The 26,709-nt window shown below is 43.4% G+C and carries 14 protein-coding genes; 11 read left to right on the plus strand and 3 right to left on the minus strand.

Annotation, left to right across the window (positions count from 1 at the left end; all coding sequences use genetic code 11):
• The first annotated feature begins 111 nt into the window (after positions 1-111).
• The 8 genes from B4V02_RS02095 to metK all read left to right on the plus strand — a co-directional run bounded on the left by B4V02_RS02095 (position 112) and on the right by metK (position 16,096).
• Positions 112-4,131: an S-layer homology domain-containing protein gene (locus B4V02_RS02095; RefSeq protein ID WP_094153592.1), complete on the plus strand. Its 4,020-nt coding sequence runs from the start codon at positions 112-114 to the stop codon at positions 4,129-4,131.
• A 352-nt stretch (positions 4,132-4,483) separates the two neighbouring features.
• A complete protein-coding gene (locus B4V02_RS02100) occupies positions 4,484-7,624 on the plus strand; it encodes an efflux RND transporter permease subunit (protein WP_094153593.1) in 3,141 nt (1,046 codons plus the stop codon).
• 20 nt (positions 7,625-7,644) lie between these two features.
• Entirely contained in the window at positions 7,645-8,991 is a 1,347-nt protein-coding gene (locus tag B4V02_RS02105; RefSeq protein WP_094153594.1) for an efflux RND transporter periplasmic adaptor subunit, read from the plus strand.
• A gap of 542 nt (positions 8,992-9,533) precedes the next feature.
• Positions 9,534-11,894: a copper amine oxidase N-terminal domain-containing protein gene (locus B4V02_RS02110; protein ID WP_094153595.1), complete on the plus strand. Its 2,361-nt coding sequence runs from the start codon at positions 9,534-9,536 to the stop codon at positions 11,892-11,894.
• 99 nt (positions 11,895-11,993) lie between these two features.
• Positions 11,994-13,508 (plus strand): stalk domain-containing protein, encoded by a 1,515-nt coding sequence (locus tag B4V02_RS02115; protein ID WP_094153596.1) that lies wholly within the window; start codon positions 11,994-11,996, stop codon positions 13,506-13,508.
• Between the two features lie 69 nt (positions 13,509-13,577).
• Entirely contained in the window at positions 13,578-14,153 is a 576-nt protein-coding gene (locus B4V02_RS02120; protein ID WP_094153597.1) for a hypothetical protein, read from the plus strand.
• Positions 14,154-14,269: 116 nt separating this feature from the next.
• A complete protein-coding gene (locus B4V02_RS02125; RefSeq protein WP_094153598.1) occupies positions 14,270-14,560 on the plus strand; it encodes an alpha/beta-type small acid-soluble spore protein in 291 nt (96 codons plus the stop codon).
• Positions 14,561-14,893: 333 nt separating this feature from the next.
• Positions 14,894-16,096, plus strand: coding sequence for a methionine adenosyltransferase (gene metK / locus B4V02_RS02130; protein WP_094153599.1), 1,203 nt, complete (start codon positions 14,894-14,896; stop codon positions 16,094-16,096).
• Between the two features lie 163 nt (positions 16,097-16,259).
• Here metK and B4V02_RS02135 read toward each other — a convergent pair whose 3' ends face one another.
• From B4V02_RS02135 to B4V02_RS02145, 3 genes are read right to left on the minus strand one after another with little or no spacing between them, the layout of a single operon-like run.
• Positions 16,260-17,159 (minus strand): TetR/AcrR family transcriptional regulator, encoded by a 900-nt coding sequence (locus B4V02_RS02135; RefSeq protein ID WP_094153600.1) that lies wholly within the window; start codon positions 17,157-17,159, stop codon positions 16,260-16,262.
• Positions 17,160-17,213: 54 nt separating this feature from the next.
• Positions 17,214-20,330 (minus strand): efflux RND transporter permease subunit, encoded by a 3,117-nt coding sequence (locus B4V02_RS02140; protein ID WP_094153601.1) that lies wholly within the window; start codon positions 20,328-20,330, stop codon positions 17,214-17,216.
• Entirely contained in the window at positions 20,327-21,736 is a 1,410-nt protein-coding gene (locus B4V02_RS02145; protein ID WP_094153602.1) for an efflux RND transporter periplasmic adaptor subunit, read from the minus strand. The genes B4V02_RS02140 and B4V02_RS02145 overlap by 4 nt, the downstream gene beginning before the upstream one ends.
• A 265-nt stretch (positions 21,737-22,001) precedes the next feature.
• Between B4V02_RS02145 and B4V02_RS02150 the strand changes: the two genes are divergently transcribed.
• Genes B4V02_RS02150 through B4V02_RS02160 form a run of 3 tightly spaced genes read left to right on the plus strand, consistent with a single transcriptional unit; the run spans position 22,002 to position 26,654 of the window.
• Positions 22,002-24,719 (plus strand): stalk domain-containing protein, encoded by a 2,718-nt coding sequence (locus B4V02_RS02150; RefSeq protein WP_094153603.1) that lies wholly within the window; start codon positions 22,002-22,004, stop codon positions 24,717-24,719.
• 47 nt (positions 24,720-24,766) lie between these two features.
• Positions 24,767-25,927 carry a sensor histidine kinase gene (locus B4V02_RS02155; protein WP_007432714.1) on the plus strand — a complete coding sequence of 387 codons (1,161 nt, stop codon included), beginning with the start codon at positions 24,767-24,769 and terminating at the stop codon, positions 25,925-25,927.
• Positions 25,928-25,931: 4 nt separating this feature from the next.
• The gene (locus B4V02_RS02160; RefSeq protein WP_007432713.1) at positions 25,932-26,654 is read left to right on the plus strand and encodes a response regulator; all 723 of its coding nucleotides are present in this window, start codon (positions 25,932-25,934) and stop codon (positions 26,652-26,654) included.
• The last annotated feature ends 55 nt before the right edge of the window (positions 26,655-26,709 follow it).

The following is a 26,709-nucleotide window of genomic DNA, read 5'->3' on the forward strand; positions in this document are numbered from 1 at the left end:
CTCCCTCCTTTTTTGAGAATTTACTAATTTTTTGTATGTTCACTACCGATAAAAAAAGTATTGAATGATTACGTACCCCAAGGTGCGACAGAATCAAAGGAGGACAATGATTTGAAACGATTGCTATCCATGTTGCTGACGGTTGGTCTCATCATTGGCTTGGTGCCGGCGGCCCTGGTAGGTACGGCTCATGCTGCGACAGGAACTTATTTTATTTTTCCGAATGAAAAATATGATGTGGATTCGGCCAGATCGGTAAACACCGACCGCATTACAGTTAACGGAACGATTAACGGAGTGAACGGAAGCACGATATCGTATAGTGTATTCCAACTCTCTAAAAATGGAACGACTCTTAACGTGGTGAATAAAAATGAGAGTCAAAAAGGCGGAATTACGGTTAGTGGTTCTACGCTTAAAGTTACAGATATTAAACTGTTTCCTGGTTTGAACCGAATTACATTCCAAAGCAGCCAAAACTCGGCTGACATGAAGGATTCTATTTACGTAGAGTACCAGGATGGACCCAAGGTTTATGATCTGTCTGCTACGCTGAATGGTGCAACCGAGCAACTGGTAGAGAACCAAACGGCTGTGTTGACGGACGCTAAAAATAGTGGTTCGGATGACGTTAAGGTGGTCATTCAAGGTACAGCGCCTAACGCCGACAGTGTAACGCTCACGTCTACCAAAAGCAGTAATACGTATACCATTAGTTCTTTTAATAGCTATAGATTAACAGGTAGTGTTGTACTCAGTCCTGGTAAAAATATAGTGACTATTAAAGTGGGCAACGGAACTCAGGCCCTTACGGTTACGCGTGAAATTACAATCTATACGGGTAAACCTGAATTCTCCGATTTGAATTTAAGCAAGGATGGGAATGTGTCTGCTGACCTGACCACTTCGCCTGACTTTACCGTTTCATCTACGAGTGGAATTGTTTTGAATGGTAAGGTTTTGGTTCCAGGCGGTACATCCGATCCGGCAGTAGCTACTATCAATGCACGCTTCACAGATGTAAGTAACAATGGCAGTGCTGTAGGTAGTGCTACTGGGATTGATGCTACAATTGATACGGCTAATGTGGTTACATCTAATGGCTATAAGGTGTATCCATTCACGGTGACTGTACCATCAGAGGCTGTAATTGATCATTTGACCAGAGCATCTCTGGGTATAACCTATACTGATAGCAGTACACCTCCAGCTCCATCGGCTGTTCAATTTACATTGCGCAGCAGCACTCAGCCGTATATTGATGATGTAAACTATCTTCCTGATTTTAATAATCAGTTGCTGAACAGAATTAATGGAAGCGGGTCTGATCAAGCCACTGCAATAGATGAAGCCATGAAATTAACTGGAAGCTCTATGAAGAACAAGACCACAGATGCTCCATCTGTTCCTGTAGGTATGGAGTTCATCGTTGTTAACGGTGCACCTTCTTCAATCAGTGAACTTTCTGGAGTATCGGTTCATACTGTAGGGACACCTCAAGATGTGATTCGAACAATCAATGGCAAGGCAACACAAGTGAAGAAAATCGTTGCTTATGTAGACACTTTGCCTAAAGAAGGACAAAATGTACTGAATTTTTATCTGAATGGTGACTCGACCAAGTTAATTAAGGCAACGGTGAATCTGCTGCAGGGTCCGTTCATGAAGTACGATACGATTTATGATGGGCAACAAATTCCGTTGAATACATCCAGTTCAAACTTGAACACCTATAAACTGACGCAATTGGGTTACTTTAAAGGTAAATTGCTTGATGTAAGCAACACAGCAGATATTCATTACACTGGCGCTAACCGAAACGTATTCTTGTATGTCAACAATGTGCTGGTTGATCTGGATGGCTCAGGAGTGGACTTTAAGCTTGCTGCTTCCTCAGAAACAGCCGCAGCCAATGCACTGGCGAACGGGAATAATGAAATCAAGTTTGTGTACAAACCAGGTATTGAGTATAGCAATACGGTAAAAGTAAACTTTACACAGACGAATATTCCGGTAATTCCGGTGCCAAACACACAAGGGATTATTCCTTTTACACCAGTTAGCGGTTTAAGCAGTACGCCAAAATATAGCGAGATTGCACCAAAAGCAAAAGATGCTAATTTTACTAAGGTAGATGACACGAACTACAAAACATCTCTGAAAAATATCAATGTATTTGGTACTTTCAGTATTGCCGATTTGGGTAAAGCAGATCAGGTAAATGGTTCATTAAGTGATATTGCCAATAAAGATCAATATATTCTGGAGATTAAGGGCTCGGACGGCACTGAGATGAACTGGACGCTGAATAATGAGTTTTTCTCAGCAGAAGATGCCAAAACAACGTACAACTCCGGCGCTACTACAGATAAATTTACAAGCAAAGATTTAAAGGATCTGCTTGTGTACTATCATCCGGACAAAAAGTATTTCAGCTTTGTACTGAAAAACCAGACCGTTCCGCAAGATGGAACACCAGTAGCCTATAACATTACCTTGTACAACAGTGGCAAGAGCGGACCTTTTGCTACTTTCCGACTGCAAGTATCCGGTCAATCCACAGCTTTTGATATTTTGCGTCCGCTCCCTGAAAAGAGAATCGTGAATCAAAACTTTGTACAAGTAATTGTGAATGCACCTAATGCAGATAGTGTTACAGTGGGTAAGGAAACGGCAGTTCAAGAGGGATTCGACTCTGATTATGACGGCACTGTTGATTACCCTTCAGCTTATAAAGCCATCTTTACAGGTCTAAAAGCCAACAAAGATACTAAGATTGACGTGGTAGTTACAGTAGGTAAGGAAAAACTGAAGCAGACTATCACTGTGAAATATGTGCCTACGAATATTCCTGGCGAGCAGTACATGGAAGCCATGAAAACATCACACAAAGTGTTTGATGGTAATCTGGCACTTTCCTTTGCAAAAGGAACCAGTCTGATCCGTCGGGATTACGATCAACCTCAACAGTTCAAAAATCAGGTGTTCTCTGGCCATACTTTGTACTTTGCAATAGCAAATAGTGAAGATGGTGTAGTAGACCGTCATGAATTTGAAACTGAAAAAGCATTATCGGATATGCAAAGCTTGATTGCAGATGGAAGCAGATACTTTAACAGAGAATTCCCAACTCGCTTTAACATGTCGAGTCCGGTATTCTGGATTGACCCAGGTGTAGCAGATGATATTAAAACAGATGCGTACGATCCGGTAACTTTTGGTGCCGATCCTTATCAACTGGCTAATAAATCGCAAAATGACGACAGTAAGATCAAAAATTTCTACTGGCGTGATCCGGCTAACGAATTGGTGCCTTCCAAGCGTGGTACATTAACGCTGACGTATGATGATAGTATCGCTCAGGATGCAGGGAAACAAATGACGGTGTTCTATTTTGATTCCGATCTTAAAGATTGGCAGAACATCGGTGGTGTGGTAGATCCGAAGAAACATACCATTAAAGTACCGTTCGATCGTTTCGGCTATTATGTAGTCGCTAAGGTTGGAGAAACGTATAGTGATGTCATTAAGCACAAGTACGCCAGAGATTACATTGAGGCTATTTTGGCTAAAGGTGTCATGAATCCGATGGATCCAATTAATAGCTTTGGACCTGACAGCTACATCAAGAGAGGCGAATTCACGGCCATGATTGTCAAAGGTCTGCAAATTCCTCTTAATTTCAGTGGAGCGAAGCATTTTGACGATGTATCCATTCCAAATACGATATCAGCAGATGCCCTCTATGATTATCGTTACATTGAAACGGCTGCACGTGCCGGCATTGTAAAAGGCTCGCAACCGAGAATCTTCATGCCGGAAGATGTAATCACGCGTCAGGATGCAGCGGTCATGATTGCTAAGGCATTGAATTTGAAGCTGGAAACAGACCATGACAAGATCATGAAGAATCTGTCCAAAACCTTTAAAGATGCAGACAAGATTGATTATTATGCACAAGCATCTGTACTGGCTATTGCCAAGAAGGGCTTCATCACTGGTTCGCCTGTTGATGCAAGTGATCTGAAACAAGGGTATATGTTTAACCCTACATCACTGACCTTGCGTGGCGATGCGGCTATTATTATTGGTAAAGTTATGGCTGATAAAAAGCTGCTTCCTAAAATCTAATCCTTAATAATCTTGATTTATTGAAACATCCCTCCATGCGAAATTGGAATTCCCTTTCATATACATGGGAGGGATGTTTTTTATAAATCAGCTATTTGACTGGGATTAAGGGCCTATGCCATAATAGCAATGAGCAAATAACTAATGGTAAAGTTTACAGCATTATTGTTCTTGTATTACCATGAATGCATTAAAATTAACTACTTTTTTTTAAGTATTTATCTCAAAATGTGTTTATTATTTGCTTATATATTTTTTTTGCACATTTATCTGAAACTTTACGCCTATTTATTCGTAGTAGAGGATTAGTGTGCTTCAATATTACATAGAGAAATGAGTGGGGAGTGATGAGATGTCTCAGTTTTCAATACGCCGTCCTGTAACAGTATTTATGTTAATTATTGCTTTGTTAATCGGGGGCGGTATTTTTGCGTTAAGGCTTCCTGTCGAGCAGATGCCGGATATGAAGCTGCCTATTGCTGTGGTAGCGACCAGTATTCCGAACTCGACACCGACAGAAGTTGAGGAACTGGTGACCAAACCTATTGAAAAGGGTCTGGCTTCTATTGAGAATGTGGATACGATCCAGTCGCAGTCTTCAGAAGGATCATCTATGGTCATAGTTCAATTTAATTGGGGAGTAGATATAAATCAGGCAACCCTCGACATGCGAGATAAAATTGATGGGGTTCGAGGGTCTCTTCCAAAGGCGGCAAATTCACCGCGCGTACTTAAATTGGATATTAACGCAACGCCAGTTATTACCCTCGCTTTTACAGGGGATCAGGATGTTAACAAGCTGAAGCCTATTGCTGAAGATATTATTCAGCCGCGGCTTGAAAGAATTGCGGGAGTAGCGTCAGTCAGCATGTCAGGTGGGCAGGAACGGCTTGTGAAGATTACTGTAGATCAGGCCAAGCTTCAAAGCTATGGCATTACGCTGGATCAAATCAACCAGGCACTATCGTCCAATAACATAGCTGGTTCTGCTGGTTCGGTGTACCGAGGTAATACAGAAATCCAACTTCGGGTTCAAGGTGAATATAAAGCTGTTTCAGAAATGGGTGAAACGCCAATTCCAGTCGGGAAGGGAAGCGTTAAGCTAAAGGACATTGCGACAGTTAAAGATTCTGTGGATGAAGTTACAACCATTTCTACCTATAATGGAAAGCCAAGTATCAATATTTCTGTTACTAAAGCTACAGGGGGAAATACCCTTTCAATCGCCAATTCTGTGAAGGATAGTTTAGATTCAATACGGAAGGAATTACCTCCGGGAACTCAATTGGAGATGGTAACAGATGCTTCCAAACCCATTAGCGACTCCGTAAACTCATTAGTAGAGCATGCTGTATTGGGACTTGTTATCGCAGCCATTGTGTTGCTGTTATTTTTGAATAGTGTACGTTCCACCATTATTGCTTCTATCGTTATTCCAATCTCTTTCGTAGCAACGTTTATGATGATGTATTTTAGCGGACAAACCATCAACGTCATTTCATTGAGTGGTTTGCTACTGGGATTGGGATCCTTTGTCGACTTTGCCGTTGTTATTATTGAGAATATTTTTAGGCAGCGACATGAAGGGAAGAGCATGCTACAAGGGGCTATTGATGGCTCCAAGCAGGTGGGTAATGCCGTTATGGCGTCTGCACTTGCGCAGATCGTAGTATTTTTACCAGTTGTTTTTGTTGACGGAATTGCGGGAGTTCTATTTAAACCGCTGGCATTAACTGTTATTTTTTCTCACGTTGCAGCTTTGGTGGTTTCTCTTCTGATTGTTCCAATGCTCAGCTCACGTTGGTTACCTACCGTACCAGATGAATCAATATACTCTTCAGGTACTTATAAAGGTATTAACCCGATTATGTGGTTTAATATTGGTTTCGAGAAGTTTAAGGGCGGCTATCGACGTATATTGAAGTGGGGAATTAACCACAGAAAATCGGTTTTGATCATTACATTATTAATGTTTGTTGCAGCTGGGACTCTGATTCCTATGGTTAAAGCTGAATTTATCCCGGAATCCGATACTGGGGAATTCACAATTAACGTAAAACTTCCTAATGGAACGGTCTTGGAAGAAACTGAAAAGGTTGTTCAAGGTATAGAAAAAGAAATTTTGAAAGTTCCTGATCTGGATAAAATGACCGTGACAGTTGGTTCTGGTGGCAATTCTGCCTTTTCAGGTGCAACTCCAACCAACTCGGCAGATCTAAGTGTTACGCTGAAGGATGGCCATCAGCCAACAGATGTTGTAGTTGAGGGCCTTCGTAAGAAATTTGATAGTATTCCGGATGCAGAGATTACACTGACGTCTACAACAGGTTTTTCAAGTGGATCGGCTGTTAACATTAATCTAAAAGGTGACGATATTGACGTCCTGAGAGAACTCTCGGACAATCTCGTTGCGGACGTGAAAAACATACCGGGTACCGTTAATGTTAAAAGTAGCTTGAGTGCGGTTCGCGAAGAATATGAGATTACGGTTAATCGGGAGCTTGCTAGTCGATATGGCTTATCAGCGACCCAAATCTTATCTGCAGTGAATACTTCTTTTAATGGATCAGTCGCCACAAGCTATCGTACAGGTGAAGATCAGATTGATGTGAAGATATCGTTGCCAGAGCAAAACCGCCATGATTTGTCATATTTACAATCTTTACGGATTACCACTTCACAAGGCATCGATGTACCTTTGTCTTCAGTAGTAAGTATGGATAAACGGACTGTACCCGATACTGTTACTCGTGAAGACCAAACGCGTCAAGTGCAGATTACTGCTGATATTGATGGAACAGGGGACATTCTTACCATTAATCAAAAAATAGATGCTCTATTGAAGAGTACTCACTTCCCAGAAGGCTACAGTGCAGATACGGGTGGCGGTCAAAATGAGCAAATGATGGAGTCCTTTATAAATCTGGGAATAGCTATATTGCTATCTGTAGTACTGATTTATATGGTTATGGCGGGTCAGTTTGAATCCTTGCTTACACCGTTTGTTATTATGTTTTCGGTTCCACCTACATTAATAGGTGTGCTTATTGGTTTGGTTGTCACAGGATCTAGTCTTAGCGTATCGGCCCTAACCGGTTATATTATGCTCGTCGGCTTGGTCGTGAATAACGCCATTGTTATGATTGATTTCATCATTCAGCTCCGTAAAGAAGGCCAAGATCGGGATGAAGCCATTATTCATGGAGCATCTGAGCGGCTACGTCCAATTTTGATGACTACACTTGCTACCGTACTTGCTTTGCTTCCAATGGCATTCGCTACAGGAGATGGTAATGAAACACAAGCACCTATGGCAGTTGTCGTTGTGTTCGGGTTGTCCTTTGCTGCTTTGATTACATTGATTCTTATTCCGGTTGTCTATGTTATTTTGGATAATATGATTGAAAAGCGTAAAAATCGTAAATTGAAAAGACAAGCAAAGAGACAACTCAAAAAAGAAGCAAAGCTGCAACAAAAGAGTGTTCACATTTAATAATGAGGTGAAGAGATATAATGAATAAAAAAAGTGCTCTGATTGCCACGACATTGCTTTTATCAGTTGCATTGGCAGGCTGCGGTGGGGGAGAGGCCCCCGCTGCTTCACCTGCTGCGCAAAAAGCAATTCCGATCCAGGTAGCAAAAGTAGCTAAAGGCAGTCTGGCAGATTCAACAGGTATTGTAGGCAGCTTTGCGCCTAAAGATACGACTCAGGTTTCCCCGAAAATTAGCGGAAAAATACAGAACATTAATTTGACGGTAGGGCAAAAGGTAAACAAAGGCGATGTTTTGTTTACGATTGATCAGAAAGACCTTCAGGATACAATTACACAAAATCAAGAATCCTATCAGGTTGCACTGGCTAATTTAAAACAGGCGGAGTCTGGAGCAGCACAATCAGTTCAGCAGGCTGAGACTAGTGTAGACCAAGCTAAAAGTGCACTTGTTCAGCAGGATAATTCTATTACACAAGCTCAGAATGGGCTGGTGGATGCTCAAAATTCCGTGCGTGATGCTCAAAGCACGCTAACTCGGAATCAGCAACTCTTTAGTGCTGGTGCTGTTTCGCAATCTGAATTAGAGCAGTCTCAAATAGCGCATAGAAAAGCTCAGACAGCGCTGGAAAATGCTCAAATTGCACTTCATAATGCCCAAACGTCCAAGGAGAGTGCGCAAACAACATACAGTAATGCTCAAAAATCATTACGTCTTGCACAGCAAAAAACGGGTATTGATGTGGCGCGTGCTTCGGTGAATCAGTCCAAGGCTGCTTTGGATACGGCACGTAGTCAGCTTGTCGACGCTGTCGTCAGAGCCCCTATGTCAGGCACTATTTCGGTAGTGGCAGGTACAACAGGGCAAATGGTCAGCCCTCAGTCAGCTGTAGCTACAATTGCAAACACCAATCCGATCCTTGCCAAGGTAAATGTATCTGAAGAGGATCTGCTTAAGCTAAACGTAGGCTCCACTGTAACTGTAGGGATAGACTCGTTGGGCAAGCGAATTGAGGCTAAAGTGACAGCAGTCAATCCGGTTATGGATAATGATCTTAAGGCATATCCTGTCGAAATATCAGTCCCTAATCCTTCTGGCGAGTTCAAATCTGGCATGGTAGTGACTGTTTACATGAAATCAGAAGCTGCACACAATATTCTCGTAACGCAGGATGCAATTACGGAGCAGGCGGGGAAAAAGTATGCGTATGTAGTTGAGGGATCCACGGCTAAGCGGGTAGAGGTGCAAACAGGCGAGGAAAGTGCCAAGCAGGTTGAAGTAACCAAAGGGCTTACTGAAGGACAGACTATTGCCGTTAAAGGTATAAGTCTGCTTACAGATGGTGCGAAGGTTAATATAGTGAAGTAATTGTTTTTTGTAATATTCAAAATAAATACTGTTACTCCGTCATTACCTACTGCTTAAAGTGTTTTAGAGTATTTGATTTCAAGGGAGTCTATAGTTTTTATGTTCTTTATATATTCTATGGAAATTTCTCGATGAATATACTCTAATAAAGCTGTTTTTAACGCATGGGGATAACCCTTGTACATTTAAGGCTGATAAGGTAAAAGTTGTAGGATGACGGAGGAACAGGTTTAATAGTATAATTATGACTGTGGAAAGCGGAATACATAATCAAAAAAAATAAAATTTTTTTTGAAACTGACGCAACTTTTTAAACCTATGCTACGTCTAATTGGGTGAGTATGAAACAAAGGGGTACAAAAGCGTGTAAAGACAAAATTCGCTAAAAAAAATCTTTACTGCATTGTTATCACATTGTATAATACTGGAGTACGTCGTAAATGGACGCTTTCTTTCAACTAGATTCCAAGCTTCTGTGATATTGTCACAGATATCATTTTATAAGGGTTCTCATAAAGCTCGGAAAGGAGGTGTAACGACTGATGAGTGACAAGATCCGACAAAAAGACAAAAATAATATTTCTGTTTATATTCAAGGAGGAGAAAAAAAGGTTATGACAAAGTTTAATAAAAAAATGATCAACGTGCTGGCAACAGCAACATTGGTTGCTGGTGTAGCAGCTCCAATCGCAGCATTGACTGCACCAACTGCAATCCATGCAGCTTCTAGCTACCAATCTCTGAGCACTCCTAGCATTAGCTCCAGTGCACAATCCAATGCTACATTGGGTAGAGCAAAAGTTAGCATTAGCCAAGCTTCTATCGCTGCTGGCGCATCTTTCACAGTAACATTGCCAAAAGGCTTTGAATTCTCTGGTGCTAATAATGGTGTTGGTCGCGTAACCACTGCTACTGACTCTACTTATGGTTTGGGTGTATACCTGGATGCACAAGATAACGACGATCCAGAAAACATTCCATCTACTGGATATAATGATGCTAATGCAGTAGAAGTTACTAAGTTGACTAACAACTCTGCAAAAATAACTTTGAATTTCAGCAACTCCAAAGATAGTGCTGATCTTTACCTGAACTTCGGTAAAGTTAACGTTACTGGACCTAGCAACGGACCTGTGAAAGTTGCTATTGATGCAGCTTCCGCAAGCGGTTTGACTAGCGGCGAAGTAACAATTGCAAACGTAGTTTCTTCCGGTCAAGTATCTTTGTCTGTAGCTGATACTGTTTCCAGCGAAGAAAACTTCACTGCAACTTTGAAAGTTAAAGAAGAAACTGCTGGTTCTTTGGCTAACAACAACAACATTAAATTCAAATTGCCAAGTGGTTTCAAATGGAACACTGCTGGTAATGCAACCGTTCTTTATGGTGATATCGCTTCTGGTGATGTAATCACTAAAATTGACGGCGACACTTTGACTTTGTCCTTGAAAAACCCAAGCACTAAACAAACATCTTTCCAATTGCCTGTAGAATTCTATGTTGATGATGAAACTAGTGCTAAAGAAGGCGATGTTACAGCTAACATTTCCGGTAGCGCAACAACTGACGTTAGCTCCCTCGTAGTTGGTAGCTATGGTCAAATCGGTGGTGGCGTTACTGTTGCTACTCCAACAACTATCCTTGCAGGTCATGACGAACAAAAACTTGGCGACATCGTAATTAAAGAAACTGTTGCTAAATCTTTTGTTAATGGACGTACTGTAACTTTGCGTCTGCCTGAAGGTGCTCGTTGGCAGTCTACTTTTGAAAGCAACAGCCCAGGAAGTAACTTCGTAGGTTCTATGGAGAACACTAACGGATTGGGTGGAGCAGATGTTTCTTACACTGACTCTGACAAACGTACTTTGAAACTGACTTTCAAAAACGTTAACAGCACAACTGACGCTGGTACCCTGAAACTGAAAAACGTTGAAGTTGCTACACAACCAGGTTTCTCTGGCGATCTGAACGTTGAAGTTGGTGGTAGCCAAGGTCTGAGCGGTACTGTTAAGGTTGCAACTGTGAAACAAGCAGTTACTTTGGCTGCTGCTTCCAAACCAACCCTGACAATCGGTCTGGGCGACCAACAAGTTGGCGATATCACAATCACTGAAGCTGCTAAAGAAGCTTTCGTTAAGAAAGACGGTAGCCGTGAAGTAATCTTGGAATTGCCAACAGGCGTACGTTTTGCTTCTACTCCAGAAGTAAAAGTTACAGCTGGTGACGTTAAAGTGAAGAGCGTATCTACTGATACTTACGGCGAAAGCAACAAAGGCCGTCTGAGCTTCTACATCGACAGTGAAAGTGCTACTCCAAGTACAATCACAATCTCGGCTCCTAAGCTGACTGTTGACCGTACTGTAGCTCAAGGCGACATCGTTGCTAAGCTGAAAGGTAGCGCAGTTTCTTACACTGCATACAAAGGCGCAACTGATAACACTCAAAACTGGAAAGACAACAACACTGCAGCTGCTGAAGTAGCAATCGCAACTGTTGGAACTCCGGCTCCAGGTGCTACTAGCACTAAAGCTGTCTTCACACTGGGAAGCACTTCTTACACTGTAGATGGTCAAACTAAAACAGCAGAAGTAGCTCCTTATGCTGAAAACGGACGCACTTACTTGCCAGTACGTTATGCTGCTGAAGCTCTGGGTGTATCCCCACAAAACATCCTGTTTGACAAAGCAACTTCCACAGTTACCCTGATCAAAGGTAGCACTGTTGCTCAAATCAAACTGAACACAAACCTGTTGACTGTTAACGGTTCTGTGATTCGTATGGACGTTAAAGCTGTAACTAACAAAAACCGTACTGTACTGCCAATCTCTTGGGTAGGTAGAGCGCTGGATGCATCCATCAACTACGATGCAACTGCAAAAACAGTTACTGTTGAAAACAACAAGTAATTTAAGAGTAGCTCTTTTGAGTTAACTGAATTAGATGAGAAGAGGGTTCCTTTTGGAGCCCTTTTCTTTTATTAGCCTTATTGACAAAGGAGAGAAATTATGAAACGTTTTGGAGTGGCACTACTGTCCACATTGACTCTTACTTCTACGTTTGCCAGTCTTGCAGGTGCTCAATCAGGTGATATAAAGGTTATTATTAACGGTGTAACTCAGCAATATACACAGTCCCCTGTAGTTAGTCAAAATACAACCTTGGTGCCTCTTCGCGGCGTTTTTGAAAGCCTGGGAGCACAAGTGGAGTGGGATAGCAAAGCTAAAAAAGTAACTGCATCCAAAAATGATGACACGTTAACTTTAAATGTTAGTTCTAAACTTGCCTATAAGAACAGCGCACCTGTGCAACTGGATGCTGCAACTCAAATTCAAAAAGGCCAAGTATTCGTTCCTTTGCGTTTTGTGAGCCAATCATTAGGCGCCAAAGTAGATTGGAATCAGACTACACGAACAGTAACTATTTCAAATCAAGCTAATGGAAGCACTACTGGAGATAGTTTGTCCAGTAAACCTTTAACAGCTCCAGTGACTAAAGTTACTTATGACACATACTATAACGATTCTTTGACCTATGATGCTGCAGTTAAACTGGCTATAGCTGATAGCACCTCGGTTAAAACAGGAGAAGTGAATATCGATCAAGCTGGCAAGATTATGAAGGAAACAGGTAAAAATATTGACTTTGTTCCTGCCGAAGCAGGTGATGAAGCACAAGATAAAGCTTTCAAAGGTTATGCTCAAACGAACCTTAATTATGAGGCTGCCAAAAAGAACTTGGAAATGACCAAAGAAGGCATTGAATATAATGTGAAGGATCTTTATAACAAACTTCTTCAAAAGCAAAATGCCGTTAAACTGGCTGCTTTGAATATTGAAGATGCTGAGCGCAAGCTGAAAGTTGCACAAATTAAAAGAGATAATCAAATGTCGAGTGATTATGAGGTGACTCAAGCAACCAATCAGTTGACTCAAAATCAAGCTGCTTTAGACAAGGCTAAAAAAGACCTGGATAGTGCGTATGTATCTTTGAATCAAGTGATTGGTTACAAGCCAGAACAGCGTTACGAATTGAAGGATAAACCTGTTTATTCTGAATTCAAAGATAATGTGGAAACTAAGGTAAGCCAAGTACTTACCAGCAGCACGGCTATTTGGTTAAGTGAGCAAAAAGTGGATTTAGCTGAATTGAGCTTGAAGCTCTACAGTTTTAATACTCAAGGAACGACATACGAAGCTCAACAACTTGATGTTGAGAAAGCTCAGTATGCTACAGAGGGTACAAAAAGGCAGCTTGAAGAAGCTGTAAGAACGCTCTACAACAACATCAAAGGATTGGAAAGTCAGTATTCTCAAATTCAAGCTGGTTTGGTGAGTGCTAGAAGCGCAGCAGATATGACTAAAAAGCAATTTGATGTAGGTTTGGCTACTGAACTTCAGGTTTATGAGGCTAATCTGAAAGTAACCACTGCTGAACAGCAAGCTGAAGATATAGTTACGAGCATTGATACATTGAAGATGGCTTATAATAAACCGTGGGTTATGCAAGGCGCTTCTTCTTAAAGCAAGCTAACAATAATACTAATATATAATTATTTTACAGAGGCATGAACCTGCTGTAGGAGGATCAGCATGAAATCACGCTACAAAGTATCGTTGGCTGCAGTTTTACTTGGAGGAGGAATTGTTGCAGGCTCCTTAATGAACAACTCAGTCAATGGGGCCTCCAGCTCTGGACAACCAGGTACAGCTGATGATCCAGTCGTAACCAAAAGCTATGTTGACCAGAAAATTGCTCAGGCAATCAAAGGTGGAGAATCGGCAAGTAGCACTAAAACGACTACTTCTGCAGCTCCCACCCCAAATGCCACTTCTAATACAACAACTTCGGGAGCTTCTAGTACAGGCAAAGCTTCTACAACGGTGCAACAGACCGAGGAATTGAAGGTTGTTGATGTAAAGCCTGGCCAAAAGCTGATTGCCAAAGCTGGAGCGGAATTTATTTTACGTAATGGGTATGCTGTTGTGTATAGTATGGATGCCAGCGGTGCTATTGATATTACTTCTGGAACGGAAATTGTTCATAATCAGGCTGTTGAAAAAAATCATTTATTATCTTTTCCTAGAGAGGGAAGAGGTATTCAGGTAAAAGAAGGTCAAAAGTTTGGCCTGGTCGTTATGGTGCGAGGCGGTTATACAGTACAGTAAACTGCTCTTGTTCGTAAATACTGCTTGGGATAGCAAATTGTTCTTGGCTAATTGAACTCTAATCGCTGCACACTAACCTCATGAAAGACAATACGATGTAATGGAGGGTGTGTACGATGGCGTCAAGAGGTCAAAGACAATTAATTCCCGAAAGCCGTGCCAGGTTACATGATTTGAAGTATGAGATCGCTGCTGAGTTTGGACTTCCTGTCTATAACCCTCAATATGCACATATACATCCCAACGCTGACAGTGAATTCGCTGCGGAATTGGGAGAGTTTGCGGGAACCGGGAATGTGGCCTGGCGAGATTTGACTTCAAGACAAAACGGTTCTGTGGGCGGAGAAATTACGAAGCGATTGGTACAATCTGCTGAGCGTAGCTTATCTGAATTTGGTGCATTATAAATTACAATAATCTCTACAAATTCCATAAACGTAGTAACTTGTGAAGTGAAGCTGTTTGCATGTGACTCAAAAATGATTTACATGCAAACCTATTCCGACTTCGAAGCTTGTAATTAAGCGATATGAATTGACACCTTGTTTTAAATAGGATATCATGACATTTGAGGCTTGTACGCAACCTTTTCCTACCGGAAAAGGTTCATTTTTTGTTAATCAGGTGAAAAGATATCTTCCTGTCATATGCTGGCTTGAAGGTGCCCTGAATAATACCATCATCATGTCAGGATTTCTATATAAATCCTCATGTATTTAAATTATGGGAGGTTGAAGTTCATGTCTGTAAAGGGCCGTCATTTGTTCACGTCCGAGTCTGTAACAGAAGGGCATCCAGATAAAATCTGCGATCAGATATCCGATGCTGTATTGGACGCCTTTTTGGCTAATGACCCTAATGCACGGGTAGCGTGTGAAGTATCGGTAGCTACTGGGCTCGTTCTCGTCATTGGTGAAATCAGCTCCAAATCGGAATACGTGGATATTCCATCCATTGTACGAAAAACGATCAAGGAAATTGGCTATACACGTGCGAAGTACGGTTTTGACTACAATACTTGTGCTGTATTGACTTCTTTAAATGAACAATCTCCGGACATTGCTCAAGGTGTTAATGCCGCCTTGGAGAGCCGTGATCCTGCTGAAGTGGATAAAGAAACAGAAAACATTGGCGCAGGGGACCAAGGTTTAATGTTTGGTTTTGCTACGAATGAAACCCCTGAGCTGATGCCTTTGCCTATCGCTATGTCTCACCGTATTGCACGACGTTTGTCTGAAGTGCGTAAGGATGGAACACTCAATTACCTTCGCCCAGACGGTAAAACGCAAGTAACGGTTGAGTATGAGAATGGCAAACCTGTTCGTATTGATGCCATTGTGGTTTCTACACAGCATGCAGAGGATACGACGTTGGAGCAAATTCAAGCAGACATCAAGGAAAAGGTTATTTTGCCGGTTGTTCCTGCTGAATTGCTGGATGAGCAAACCAAATATTACATTAATCCGACGGGACGCTTTGTTATTGGTGGACCTCAAGGAGATGCAGGTCTGACAGGTCGTAAAATCATCGTTGATACGTATGGTGGTTATGCTCGTCATGGCGGGGGAGCATTCTCCGGCAAGGATCCGACCAAAGTGGACCGCTCCGCTGCTTATGCTGCTCGTTATGTAGCGAAAAACCTTGTGGCTGCGGGATTGGCAGACAAGGTAGAAATTCAGCTTGCATATGCCATTGGTGTAGCTACGCCGGTTTCGATTAACGTGGATACATACGGTACAGGTAAAGTAAGCGATGAGAAGCTGGTTGAACTGATCCGCAACAACTTTGATCTTCGTCCAGCAGGTATTATTCGCATGCTGGATCTGCGCCGTCCAATCTACAAGCAAACGGCTGCCTACGGTCACTTTGGCCGTACAGATCTGGATGTACCTTGGGAGAGTGTAGACAAGGCAGAAACATTGAAAGAACAAGCGGGTCTGTAGTTCCTCGTATGTTATAAATAAAAGCAATAAACTAAAAAAGACTGCTCATTTACATGAGACAGTCTTTTTTAGTTATGTTTCGCAGACTAACTACAGCAGATTCAGCAAAATTTACTTTATCGGCGTCTGAAAATCTGTTTTAACTGCACCGAATGGTTGGCTATTATTCCGATTCCGGTGCAAGGTCTAATAAATTTTTGAGTAAATGGCAAACCTTTTGCAGTTCCTTACGCTGCTCCAAATACGAAAAAAGAGCTTTTAAGAGCCCTTTCTGAGGGCTCGCTTTCAGAGCTTCTTCCTTTAGTAGAGTGGAAATTTGCTGGTACTCTTGCTTATCCTCCAAACTCCATGAAGACAGAAGTATGCTGTCTTCCAGAGAGTGAAGAAGGACATTGATCTGGCGGCCCTGATCGAAGGGATTGCTTATAGTGCTTTCAGGTAACCAGCCTGGACTGCCCCACAAATGATAGACCGAATCAGTACTCTTCAGGCTGGCAACTAAAGAATTGGATAAGAAGATGATGAATTGCGTAAGATGCTCAATCGTTTCATCGTTCATCCGGTCAGCAAAGAAACGAATATATTCCAATACAATACTTTTGAGCACAAAAGTGATATCCCATGCAGAATCTTCAATCTCGGTTCCGAAAACATCAATCAAGCAGTCGTATACCCATTGATACAACTTGTATTCATGTTGTTCGAAGGCGGCATTGAGCTGTTCATTCTGAAAAATGAGCATGGATGGCTCAGGAAGATCCATCATAAGATATACTTTATTTTTAACAAGATTTCTTAAATAGAGTACAATAAAGTCGTGCAGCTTATCATGAGTAGTGAGATCAGGTTTACTGTAAAGTGCCCGGATATCCTGTTCAATATTTTTCTCCAGGATAATGCACATTTCCAGAGGCAGTTCTTCCTTTCTCTGAAAATATTTATAAAAGGATGCCTTTGCCATCCCGCTTTCTTTGGCGATTTCTTCAACAGATGTTGAATAATAGCCTTTTCTGGAGAACAGCCTAATGGCTGCCTGCAGAATATCATTTTTTTTGCTTTCCATACATACTACCCCCTAGGGGCCAATCCGAGAGCACGCCGTCTTACTCCATATCTTCTACAAAGGTTGGTCGTGTGTGATAACCGTGTGTTGCTGTTTTTTGAGCTGACGGTGCATTTTGAACTTGGCCATAATCATATATAAGGACGGCACGACAAACAAGGTTAACAAGGTTGAAAATAGCAAACCGAAAATGACGGTAAAGGCCAGTGGCTTGAAGAGAAGACTTCCCAACAGCGCTAACGGGATCATTCCTACAATGGCCGCCAGAGAAGTCAATAAAATGGGTCTAAAGCGGGCAGTGGCTGCTTGTATCACAGCTTCTTTTAGCTCCATTCCTTCATGCCGGGCATCCTCGATAAATTCAATTAACACAATACCGTTCCGTACAACAATGCCTGCAAGTGCAATAATCCCCATGATACTCATAAAACCGATAGGCATACCTGTTAAGAAAATACCAATAATGCCGCCGGCTGCTGCCAGGTATACGGTCGTCATAATGATAATAGGGATGGACAACGAATAGAACTGCATAGTGATCAAGAGCAAAATGAGCAGGACTACAACGATTGCCAGCTTCCCTAAATCCCCGAATATGGTGGACTGATCGGATGTTTCGCCGCCTACCTCCCATTTATAGCCTTCAGGGAATTCCATTTGTGCCAGTTTGCTTTCTACATCCGCCATTGCTTCGCTTGCAGTTCGCCCGTTCAAGTCGGCTTCTACCGTAATCGTCCGCTCCATATTGTAATGCTTGATTTGCTGAATAGCAAATGAAGGCTTAATCTGTACGAGCTGGTTTAACGGAATCTGCGCACCGGCTGAATTGACTACACTTAATTGTTGGAAAAGCGTGCTGGGCTCCTCGTTGTCATGATTCAAATACAATTTAATATCCACCAGATCGTTTCCTGTATCAAATTGGCTGACTTTAGCCCCTTCTTTTAATAAAAGCAGGGTACGAGTCAGATCTGTGTAGCTTACCAGGTATTGGTCCATGGCTTGCTTGTTTACCTGCAAATCCAGTGCATATCTTTCAATTCCTATATCATCCGTGACACCGGTCGTACCCTCTACTGTGGCAATCTGCTCTTTTACTTTTTGGGCAAGGTTTTGTAGCTGATTCAGATTCTGACCTGAAATCCGAATAGAGACGGGCTTACCCACCGGGATTCCAAGACGAGGAATATACGTCGTCACAGTAGCTTCAGGATAGGATTTTTTAGCATGCTGTTCCCAAGCATTGACTGTCTTATTGAGATCGAAAATATTTTTTTTACCAACGATAGCAACTTGTCCTATAGTCTCATCATATCTAATATCACCACCCGAGCTACTAATGTCACTAAATAGTTGCGGAGCAGTTCCTCCGGCACTGTAGACGACCTTGGAAGTTTCGGGTTGCTTCTTTATCCAGCCTGCAATGTCTTTGACGACCTGGTCTGTTTCTATAACGGAGGTGCCTATAGGCATTTTTATTTTTAATACGACATGAGGGTCCTCTGCTTCTGGAAAGAGTTCAACTGAGGTGAAAGGAACCAATCCATAAGCGGCTGTTCCAAGCATGAGTCCTGCCATTGCAGTCAGCAAGGGACGCTTAATGACTTTGGGCATCAGCTTTTGTGAGTACAGCTTGTTTAAAGACTGAATCTGCCGGCCCAACAGGCCTGCAGGCTTCATTTTACCTTGTGGTCGACGAGTCCGCCTGCGATTCTCATACCATTCCCGGAAAATTGGGATGATGGTGAGTGACATCACCATGGAGGCAAGCATGGTCAGAGAAACAATGGCTGGAATAGGCTTGATGAATGCCCCTACATTTCCGGGTAGAAACAACAGTGGAGCAAAGGCTGAGATGGTAGCCAGTGTGGCAATCAAAATCGAGAGCATCACTTCTTTGGTACCCTTTACAGCTGCATCTGTGGGCGATTCTCCTAATTCCGTAAGTCTCCGCTCAATATTATCATTAACCACTACGGCGTCATCAACGAGTATGCCCAGGACAATGATCAGACCAACAACGGAGATTTGATTCAGTGTAATACCGAACATAGGCAAAAAGATAATGGCAATCGCAACCGAAATCGGAATCGCCAGTGCGACAAAAGCAGAGGTAAGCAAATTCAAGCCCAGCATACAAACGAGAATAACAGCCACAATTGCAAGAATCGTTTCACGTTGTAAGTCCTCGAAGATATGATCTACCTGATCCTTTTGTGCAAAAAGAGTTTCAAGACGAACGCCTTCGGGAAGTGTTTTCTCCAGTTCTTTAAGCTTCGCATTGACCTTTTCGTTCATAGGCGGGACGTCTGTGCCCTTTTCTGCTCCAATACTTAGCGTAATGGCAGGCTTTCCTCCTACATAGGCAAAGTACTCCGTTTCGGCATGTCCCAGCTCGGTAGTGGCAACATCTCGCAAATAGACAGGAGCTCCTTCCTCGGTACGAGTCAAAATGGCCTGATTTAATTCTTCGGCTTTTTGGGTTTCCCGGACAATAAGTTGAAAGGTGCGCCCGTTGTATTCAATATCACCAGTAGGAACCCGATCGATTTGGGACTGGATCGCTTGTGCGACCTGTCCCCACGACAGATGGTACTGCTGAAGCTTTTGATTGTCGATTTGGACGCGTACTTCCTGATCAGGAAGGCCATTGAACTTGACACTTGATACACCTGATAAGGTATTGAGCTGATCCTTCCACGTTGTGGTCAAATTATTTAGTTTATACAATGGTGCAGGAGAGTCAGCAACCAGGGCATAGGAGCCGATAAACGAACTGGTTAGCTTGTCATTCACAACAGGCACATCGGCACCTTCGGGAAGATCAGCTTGCGCATCCTGTACTTTTTTACGCATATTATCCCAGACGGTTTGAGGATCAATTCCATTTTTGGATTCAATTAAAATAGAGGAGAATCCATTTCCGGAAGTAGAGGTAATCGTTTTGACACCTTCAACTTCCTTAATGCGCTTTTCCAATTCTTTGGTTACGGTTTGTTCTACTTTTTGTGGTGAAGCACCAGCGTAGATTGTTGTTACCATAGCATTCTGTACGGTGACATCTGGCATTTCCTGCTTCGGTAATTGGAAAAATCCAAAAGCTCCGACTAAAACAAGCATAACAAAAAACAGTAACGTAATTTTTCGCTTTTTTACGAAATATTCAATCATGGGCGGCCGCCTTCTTCCGCTTTGATCGGATTCCCATCAAAAAGATTTTCTGCCCCTTTAATAACAATACGTTCGCCCTCACGAAGGCCTGATACGACTTGCAATTGGTTTTCTATAACCTGATCACCGAGCTTTACAGCTGTTTTAACAGCCTTTCCTTTAATATCTTTGAAAATAAAGGGCTCGCTTCCCGTGTTAATGACCGCTTCAGCGGGAACAAGAATGCCGTTCTTGTCTGTCACCTGTCGAGCAGCTTTAATGACCTGACCAGGTAGCCAGTCTTGCTGTGGATTGTTTATAACGATCTCTACGTTAACGATTCCTGTATTAGTGCTGGTTGAAGGATAGATGTTGGAAACGGTGCCTTGGCGGCTTTCTTCATATAGCATCACATTCACTGATTGTCCCTTTTTCCAATCTTTGATTTCACTGTCCGGTACCGGGAGCAGTACCTTGAGACGGTCAATGGACCCTATGCGATAGACGGTCTGGCCTGAAGCGACCAAGTCACCTGTATTCACACTCTTGCCTAAAATAACACCGTTCACAGGAGCGATTAGACGGGTGCGTGAAAGCGCAAGTTCTGCCTGCCCCTTGGCAACAAGGGCTTTTTCATAGTTGGCATGGGCTTGCTTTTTGGCAGCCGCAGCCTGTTCATTGGCAGCAAGAGCTTTGCTTTTGCCTGCAAGTGCATCTTGAAAGGAAGCCTGGGCGGATTGATGGTCTTCGGCTGTAGCCCCTTCCAGCAAAAGGGATAGGGATTCCTTAGCTTGCTCCAGATCTTTCAGGGCTGCGGTAGCATTCAGGCGAGCATTTTCATTATCCGATGCGGTAGCAGCACCTGCTTCAAACAGCTTCTGTGTACGCTCACTATCCGTCTTGGCTTTATTATAGGCACTTTGTGCCTTATCTACAGTAGCTTGCGCTTGCTGCTTCTCTTGAGCGCGTGCCCCTTTATTGACCTTGTTGACATTCGCGCGAGCTCCTGTAATACCTGCATCGGCAGATTGAATCGCAGAGGCAGCAGCCTGTAGGTTAGCCTGTGCGTTATCAATACCAGCCTGCGCTTCCAGGATGGAGGCTGTCGCTTGTGCCACCTGAAGCTTGTAGTCAGCATCATCCAAACGAGCAATAACGGCGCCCTTCTGTACAGCAGTACCGACAGTGAGATATGCACTGGCTACGGTGCCTCCATTTTGAAAAGCCAGTGTGTTCTCCTCATAAGCCTGAAGAGTGCCTGACAAGTTATAGGCAGTATGGAGCGGAGAGGATTTGACAACTGCAGTACGCACAACGGTTGGCTGTGCAGCTGAGTCTAAAGCGGCATCTTTCTCCGCACTGGAACATCCAGCGACCGCTATGCTCAGGGATAAAGAGAGTACGGTAAGTAACCGTAGTTTATTCATGATTTCAAGCCTCCCGATAGGCCTATAAAAATAGACCTGAACTGATTAGTATATTTTGAACTTATTAGTTCAATCGTATTATATTGCGCCTATATCGTGTTCGTCAATTCGCTGATTTCGATTTTGTGAATAAGTTGACGGGATTTTCGTAACTTTTGCCTTTATAATAAGTCTATTAATATAAGAAGACTTTTTTTGTTTATTGCTAGAGTACACGTGCGGATCATTCCGTTTGAATACAATGAAGATGGGAGCTATTATCCAAATGTTTTTAAGTAATAGGAAACAGGGCAATGAGAAAGTGGATGGTAGAAGAATCGCTAAGAAATGGGCCGTTCTGACACTGGCAGGAGTATTGTGGGTAGGACCGGTTGCCGGAACAGGGGCACTAATCCCGTTAAATAGCTGGATGTCTGTGCCAATCGCAAGTGCAGCCTCCGGTTCAACTGTAAAGCTGGGCGAAGAAATCCTTACTTCTGGTGCAACTTTGATGAAATATCGTTTTAAAGGTTCCAAAGGAACAGCACTGGCTGATATTATTCGGGTGGACTTGCAAAATCCATACGTCAAGCTGGATGTCATGACCGGGAAGAACGGACAGTTCACAACCCGTCAGAGTACTGGTGGCATGGCAAAAGAAACCGGGGCGGTTGCTGGCGTAAACGGAGATTATTTTAATACCTCCAGCGAGGGAGCGCCGATTGGCGGACAAGTATCCAAGGGTGTGTTAATGTCTACTCCGTCTGATTTAACAGGCATGTATGCCTTTGCTGTAACCAAGGATGGTTCTCCGATGGTAGAGCAGTTTACTTTTGAAGGTACAGTAAAGGCCGGGGATGGGTCATCCTTTTCTTTGGCGGGGATGAACAAGGCTTCATATACGCCTGAAACGAGTGGAAGCAGCTACAGCCACTCCAATGCTATGTATATTTATACATCTGCTTGGAAGGCAGTGGAACGTCCAAAAAACAGCTCGACAACGCCTACCGAGGTGTTGGTACAAAATGGTGTGGTTACGCAAGTCTCCAGCAACGCTGGATTGAATATGACAGTTCCACAGGATGGCTATATTTTGCGTACTCATGGTAAAGCGGCTGAATATGCCAAAGAGCATCTGACAGTGGGACAGACAGTAGAAACGAGCTATCACCTTCGTGTGAAATCGACAGGGAGTGAAGTAGATCCTTCCAACCTTCAAATGATGATTGGTGGACATACCATATTAGTAAATGACGGTCAGAAAACCTCGTTTTCCCGAAGCACAACAAGCATAGGCGGGACCCGTGCGCGTACAGCTTTGGGATATTCCCGTGACAAGCGTTACGCTTATGTCATTGCCGTTGAGAAGAACGGGAACAGCGTTGGTGTCTCTCTGAGCGAGCTGCAAACGCTGATGCAAGATATTGGCGTCTGGAAGGGGATGAACCTTGACGGCGGCGGCTCTACCACCATGGTAACTCGTGATTTGGGAGATACGACTGCAGGGCTTACTTTTAATACGGAATACGGTACAGAGCAGCGCAGCGTCGTGAATGGAGTGGGTGTATATACCACTGCTCCCAAAGGAACGCTTAAAGGCTTCACGATTAAAGGCAATAAAACATTGCTGATCGGTCAGACCGGAAGCTATTCCTTCAAAGGATATGACAACTACTACAATCCATTCGATACTTCGAAGGTGCAGGTGACGTGGAAATCCAGCAACCCGGCTGTTGTCTCAGTGAGTGGCGGCGTTGTCAAGGGAGCCAAGCCGGGAACCGCGACACTAACAGCATCCAGTGGTTCAGCAAGCGCTACAACCAAGGTTACGGTGCTTGGAGCAGATGAAATTTCATCACTGACTGCAGGAAGTGGAACAGGCTCACTTGCCGCTGGAGCTAAAATTGCAGTACCTGTAACGGCAAAGACGAAAGATGGCCAGAGCGTCAGCATTACGTCAGATGCTCTCAAGTGGGAATTCATCGGCTTTAAGGGAAGCGTTAAGGACAGCGAGCTTACAGTCAACTCGGTGGACTCGGGTGTGAAAACGGGCTATGCCATCGGTCGCTATGATGGTTTCAGCGCGGTTGTCTTCCTGTCTGCAGGCGGGGAGAGCACAAGCGATTGGGAGAATTTCGAAAATGTTTCATATCCGATTGATTTTACTTCGAATGTAGCTGGTGTTACCGGGACAGCTGCCGTTGTGCAAGGAGATGGGGATCATGCCAACTCTAAGGTGCTGGAGCTGAACTACGACATGACGAATGGCAGCGGCAAAATGTATGCTTATGCTCAACTGAACGGTACAACCGGAAAAACGCTGGAACAAGCGGCTACATCCATTTCCGTTGATGTGAGAGGAGATAAGAGTCTGAACTGGCTGCGGGCGGAATTGGAGGATGCTCAAGGCAAAACGGCATATATTGATCTGGCCAAAGTGATTGACTGGAACGGCTGGAAAACGATAAACGCAGATATGAGCGGTTTGAATATTTCGTATCCGGCGAAGCTGAAGCGTCTTTATGTAGTCAATGTAGCCGAGGGTCAGGATGAGCGTGCTAAAACGGGCAATGTTGCTTTTGATAATATTTCTTTTAATACACCGGGAACGGTTGGCACTGAAGGACTCAAAAAAGGAACAGCTCAGATGACGATTGGACAAAAATCAATGAGCGTGAACGGAACAGCGACTGCGATTGATGCGGCTCCGATGACACGCGATGGATCAACGTATGTGCCGATCAAGTATGTACTTGATGCTTTTGGTGGGCAGGCCAAGTGGAATGCAGGCGATCAGCAGATCACGATTATGCGCGGCGGAGTACTGATGGATTTGACCGTGGGGAAAAAAGAAGTTGTTCTAAACGGAAAGCGTCAGAGCACTGATGTAGCACCTATCGTATTAGGTGGTAGGACTTTAGTCCCATTAAGACTCGTGTCTGAGCAGTTAGGGATGACTGTAAAATGGGAACAAGAAACGAAGACCATCACCCTCCAGTCATGATATGGTATGATATATACTTGAAATGCTAGGATTGGAGTAGAACATTTGTGGACTTTCAAGCCGATATCATAGACCGAGTCATTAAAAATGCCATCCAGGTGATGGAGAACAGCAAATATCAGATGTTCGAAATATTGGACACGGCCCGGACCGAGCTGGTCACGTTAAATCAGGAGCTTCAAATTGTCCTGAAGGAAACGGCGGAAACAATTGAAAAGGTGGACCAGCTGGAAATGAATTATCGGCGGTCCCGCATTCGGCTGACTGAGGTCAGCCGTGACTTTGTCCGCTATTCAGAAGAAGATATCAAGCAGGCTTACGAGAAGGCGACACAGCTTCAGCTCGATGTGATGATTTTTCGCGAGAAGGAAATGTATCTCAAAGCCAGAAGAGACGATCTGCAAAAGCGGGCCCAAAGTGTCGAGGCTTCTGTCGAGCGTGCTGAAACCATTGGTTCACAGATGGGTGTCGTGCTGGAATATTTGTCAGGTGAGCTGGGACAAGTGACGCGGATCATCGAATCGGCCAAAAATCGACAGTTTATTGGTCTCAAAATTATTTTGGCTCAAGAAGAGGAGCGTAAGCGCATATCTCGTGAAATTCACGATGGACCTGCGCAACTCCTTGCACATCTAGTGCTTAGGACGGAAATTGTGGAAAGAATGATCGCTAAGCAGGAATTTAAGATGGTTCAGGACGAAATAGTAGACTTGAAGAAACAAGTTCGCTCTAGTCTTGAGGAAATGCGAAAGGTCATTTTCAATCTGCGTCCTATGGCCCTGGATGACCTGGGACTTATTCCGACGCTCCGAAAATATGTGCAAGATTTTGAAGAAAAAACGAAGATTAGAGCGCTTTTTGAAACAAGGGGCAAGGAACACCGTCTCTCTTCCGCGATGGAAGCAGCCATTTACCGTCTGATTCAGGAAGCTTTGACCAACGCTGCCAAGCATGCTTATCCTACCTATGTACTTGTTGAGATTACCTATCAGGCGCAGCTTGTAAAAATCGTGGTACAGGATAATGGTCTGGGCTTCAAGCCAGAGCTCTTCCAGCAAAAAAGCAAAGATCATGGGCATTTTGGCCTGATTGGTATGCGGGAAAGGGTTGAACTGCTCGAGGGGAGAATGGAGATCGAATCAGCTGAGAATCAGGGCACCAAGATAGTGATTCATATCCCAACCAACGTGGAAAAGGGAAAGGAGTAACAACATGGAAAATCAAGAAATCAGTAATGCACCCATTAAAGTTCTCTTGGCGGACGATCATCAGTTGTTCCGTGAAGGACTTAAACGTATTTTGAATATGGAGGATGACATTGAGGTCATCGGAGAATGCGGCGACGGCATCCAAGTGCTGGAATTTTGTAACGTAGAGAAACCGGATATTGTTCTGATGGACATTAATATGCCAATTGAAAATGGTGTAGAGGCAACTGAAAAGCTGCGCGAGATGTTCCCGGATGTCAAAGTGATCATCTTGTCCATCCATGATGATGAAAGCTACGTATTCGAAACGTTGCGCAAGGGGGCCAACGGATATCTGTTAAAAGATATGGAGGCCGAGTCCCTTATTAACGCAATTCGTTCGGTTCATGAAGGATATGCGTTTATTCATCCGAAGGTAACGGGTAAGCTTATTCAGCAGCTCCGCCGGATGACCTATCTGAATGAAACCGGGGCTATGGCTGAGGGTCATACCAAGGAAGCAGGCGTGAAGTTTGTCGCAGGCGAAAATAATCCGTTGACCCGCCGTGAGGCTGAAGTGCTGCGTTTGATGGCTGAAGGCAAGAGCAACAAAATGATCGGTGAATATTTATTCATTAGCGAAAAAACGGTCAAAAACCATGTCAGCAGCATTCTGCAAAAAATGGAGGTTGACGACCGAACACAAGCGGTTATTAACTCGATCAAATACGGATGGGTTACGCTGTAAAGTGTAGTCTTTGAAACCCAGTACATAACCGTGACACCTCTTCCTGTTATACGGC

The sequence above is a fragment of the Paenibacillus kribbensis genome (assembly GCF_002240415.1).
Classification (GTDB): Bacteria; Bacillota; Bacilli; order Paenibacillales; family Paenibacillaceae; genus Paenibacillus; species Paenibacillus kribbensis.

Coding starts and splice junctions, on each gene's coding strand:
- B4V02_RS02140 (WP_094153601.1), bottom strand. CDS start 20,330: ATGATTGAATATTTCGTAAAAAAGCGAAAAATTACGTTACTGTTTTTT.
- B4V02_RS02115 (WP_094153596.1), top strand. CDS start 11,994: ATGAAACGTTTTGGAGTGGCACTACTGTCCACATTGACTCTTACTTCT.
- B4V02_RS02135 (WP_094153600.1), bottom strand. CDS start 17,159: ATGGAAAGCAAAAAAAATGATATTCTGCAGGCAGCCATTAGGCTGTTC.
- B4V02_RS02125 (WP_094153598.1), top strand. CDS start 14,270: ATGGCGTCAAGAGGTCAAAGACAATTAATTCCCGAAAGCCGTGCCAGG.
- B4V02_RS02160 (WP_007432713.1), top strand. CDS start 25,932: ATGGAAAATCAAGAAATCAGTAATGCACCCATTAAAGTTCTCTTGGCG.
- B4V02_RS02100 (WP_094153593.1), top strand. CDS start 4,484: ATGTCTCAGTTTTCAATACGCCGTCCTGTAACAGTATTTATGTTAATT.
- B4V02_RS02105 (WP_094153594.1), top strand. CDS start 7,645: ATGAATAAAAAAAGTGCTCTGATTGCCACGACATTGCTTTTATCAGTT.
- B4V02_RS02110 (WP_094153595.1), top strand. CDS start 9,534: ATGAGTGACAAGATCCGACAAAAAGACAAAAATAATATTTCTGTTTAT.
- B4V02_RS02120 (WP_094153597.1), top strand. CDS start 13,578: ATGAAATCACGCTACAAAGTATCGTTGGCTGCAGTTTTACTTGGAGGA.
- metK (WP_094153599.1), top strand. CDS start 14,894: ATGTCTGTAAAGGGCCGTCATTTGTTCACGTCCGAGTCTGTAACAGAA.
- B4V02_RS02145 (WP_094153602.1), bottom strand. CDS start 21,736: ATGAATAAACTACGGTTACTTACCGTACTCTCTTTATCCCTGAGCATA.
- B4V02_RS02150 (WP_094153603.1), top strand. CDS start 22,002: ATGTTTTTAAGTAATAGGAAACAGGGCAATGAGAAAGTGGATGGTAGA.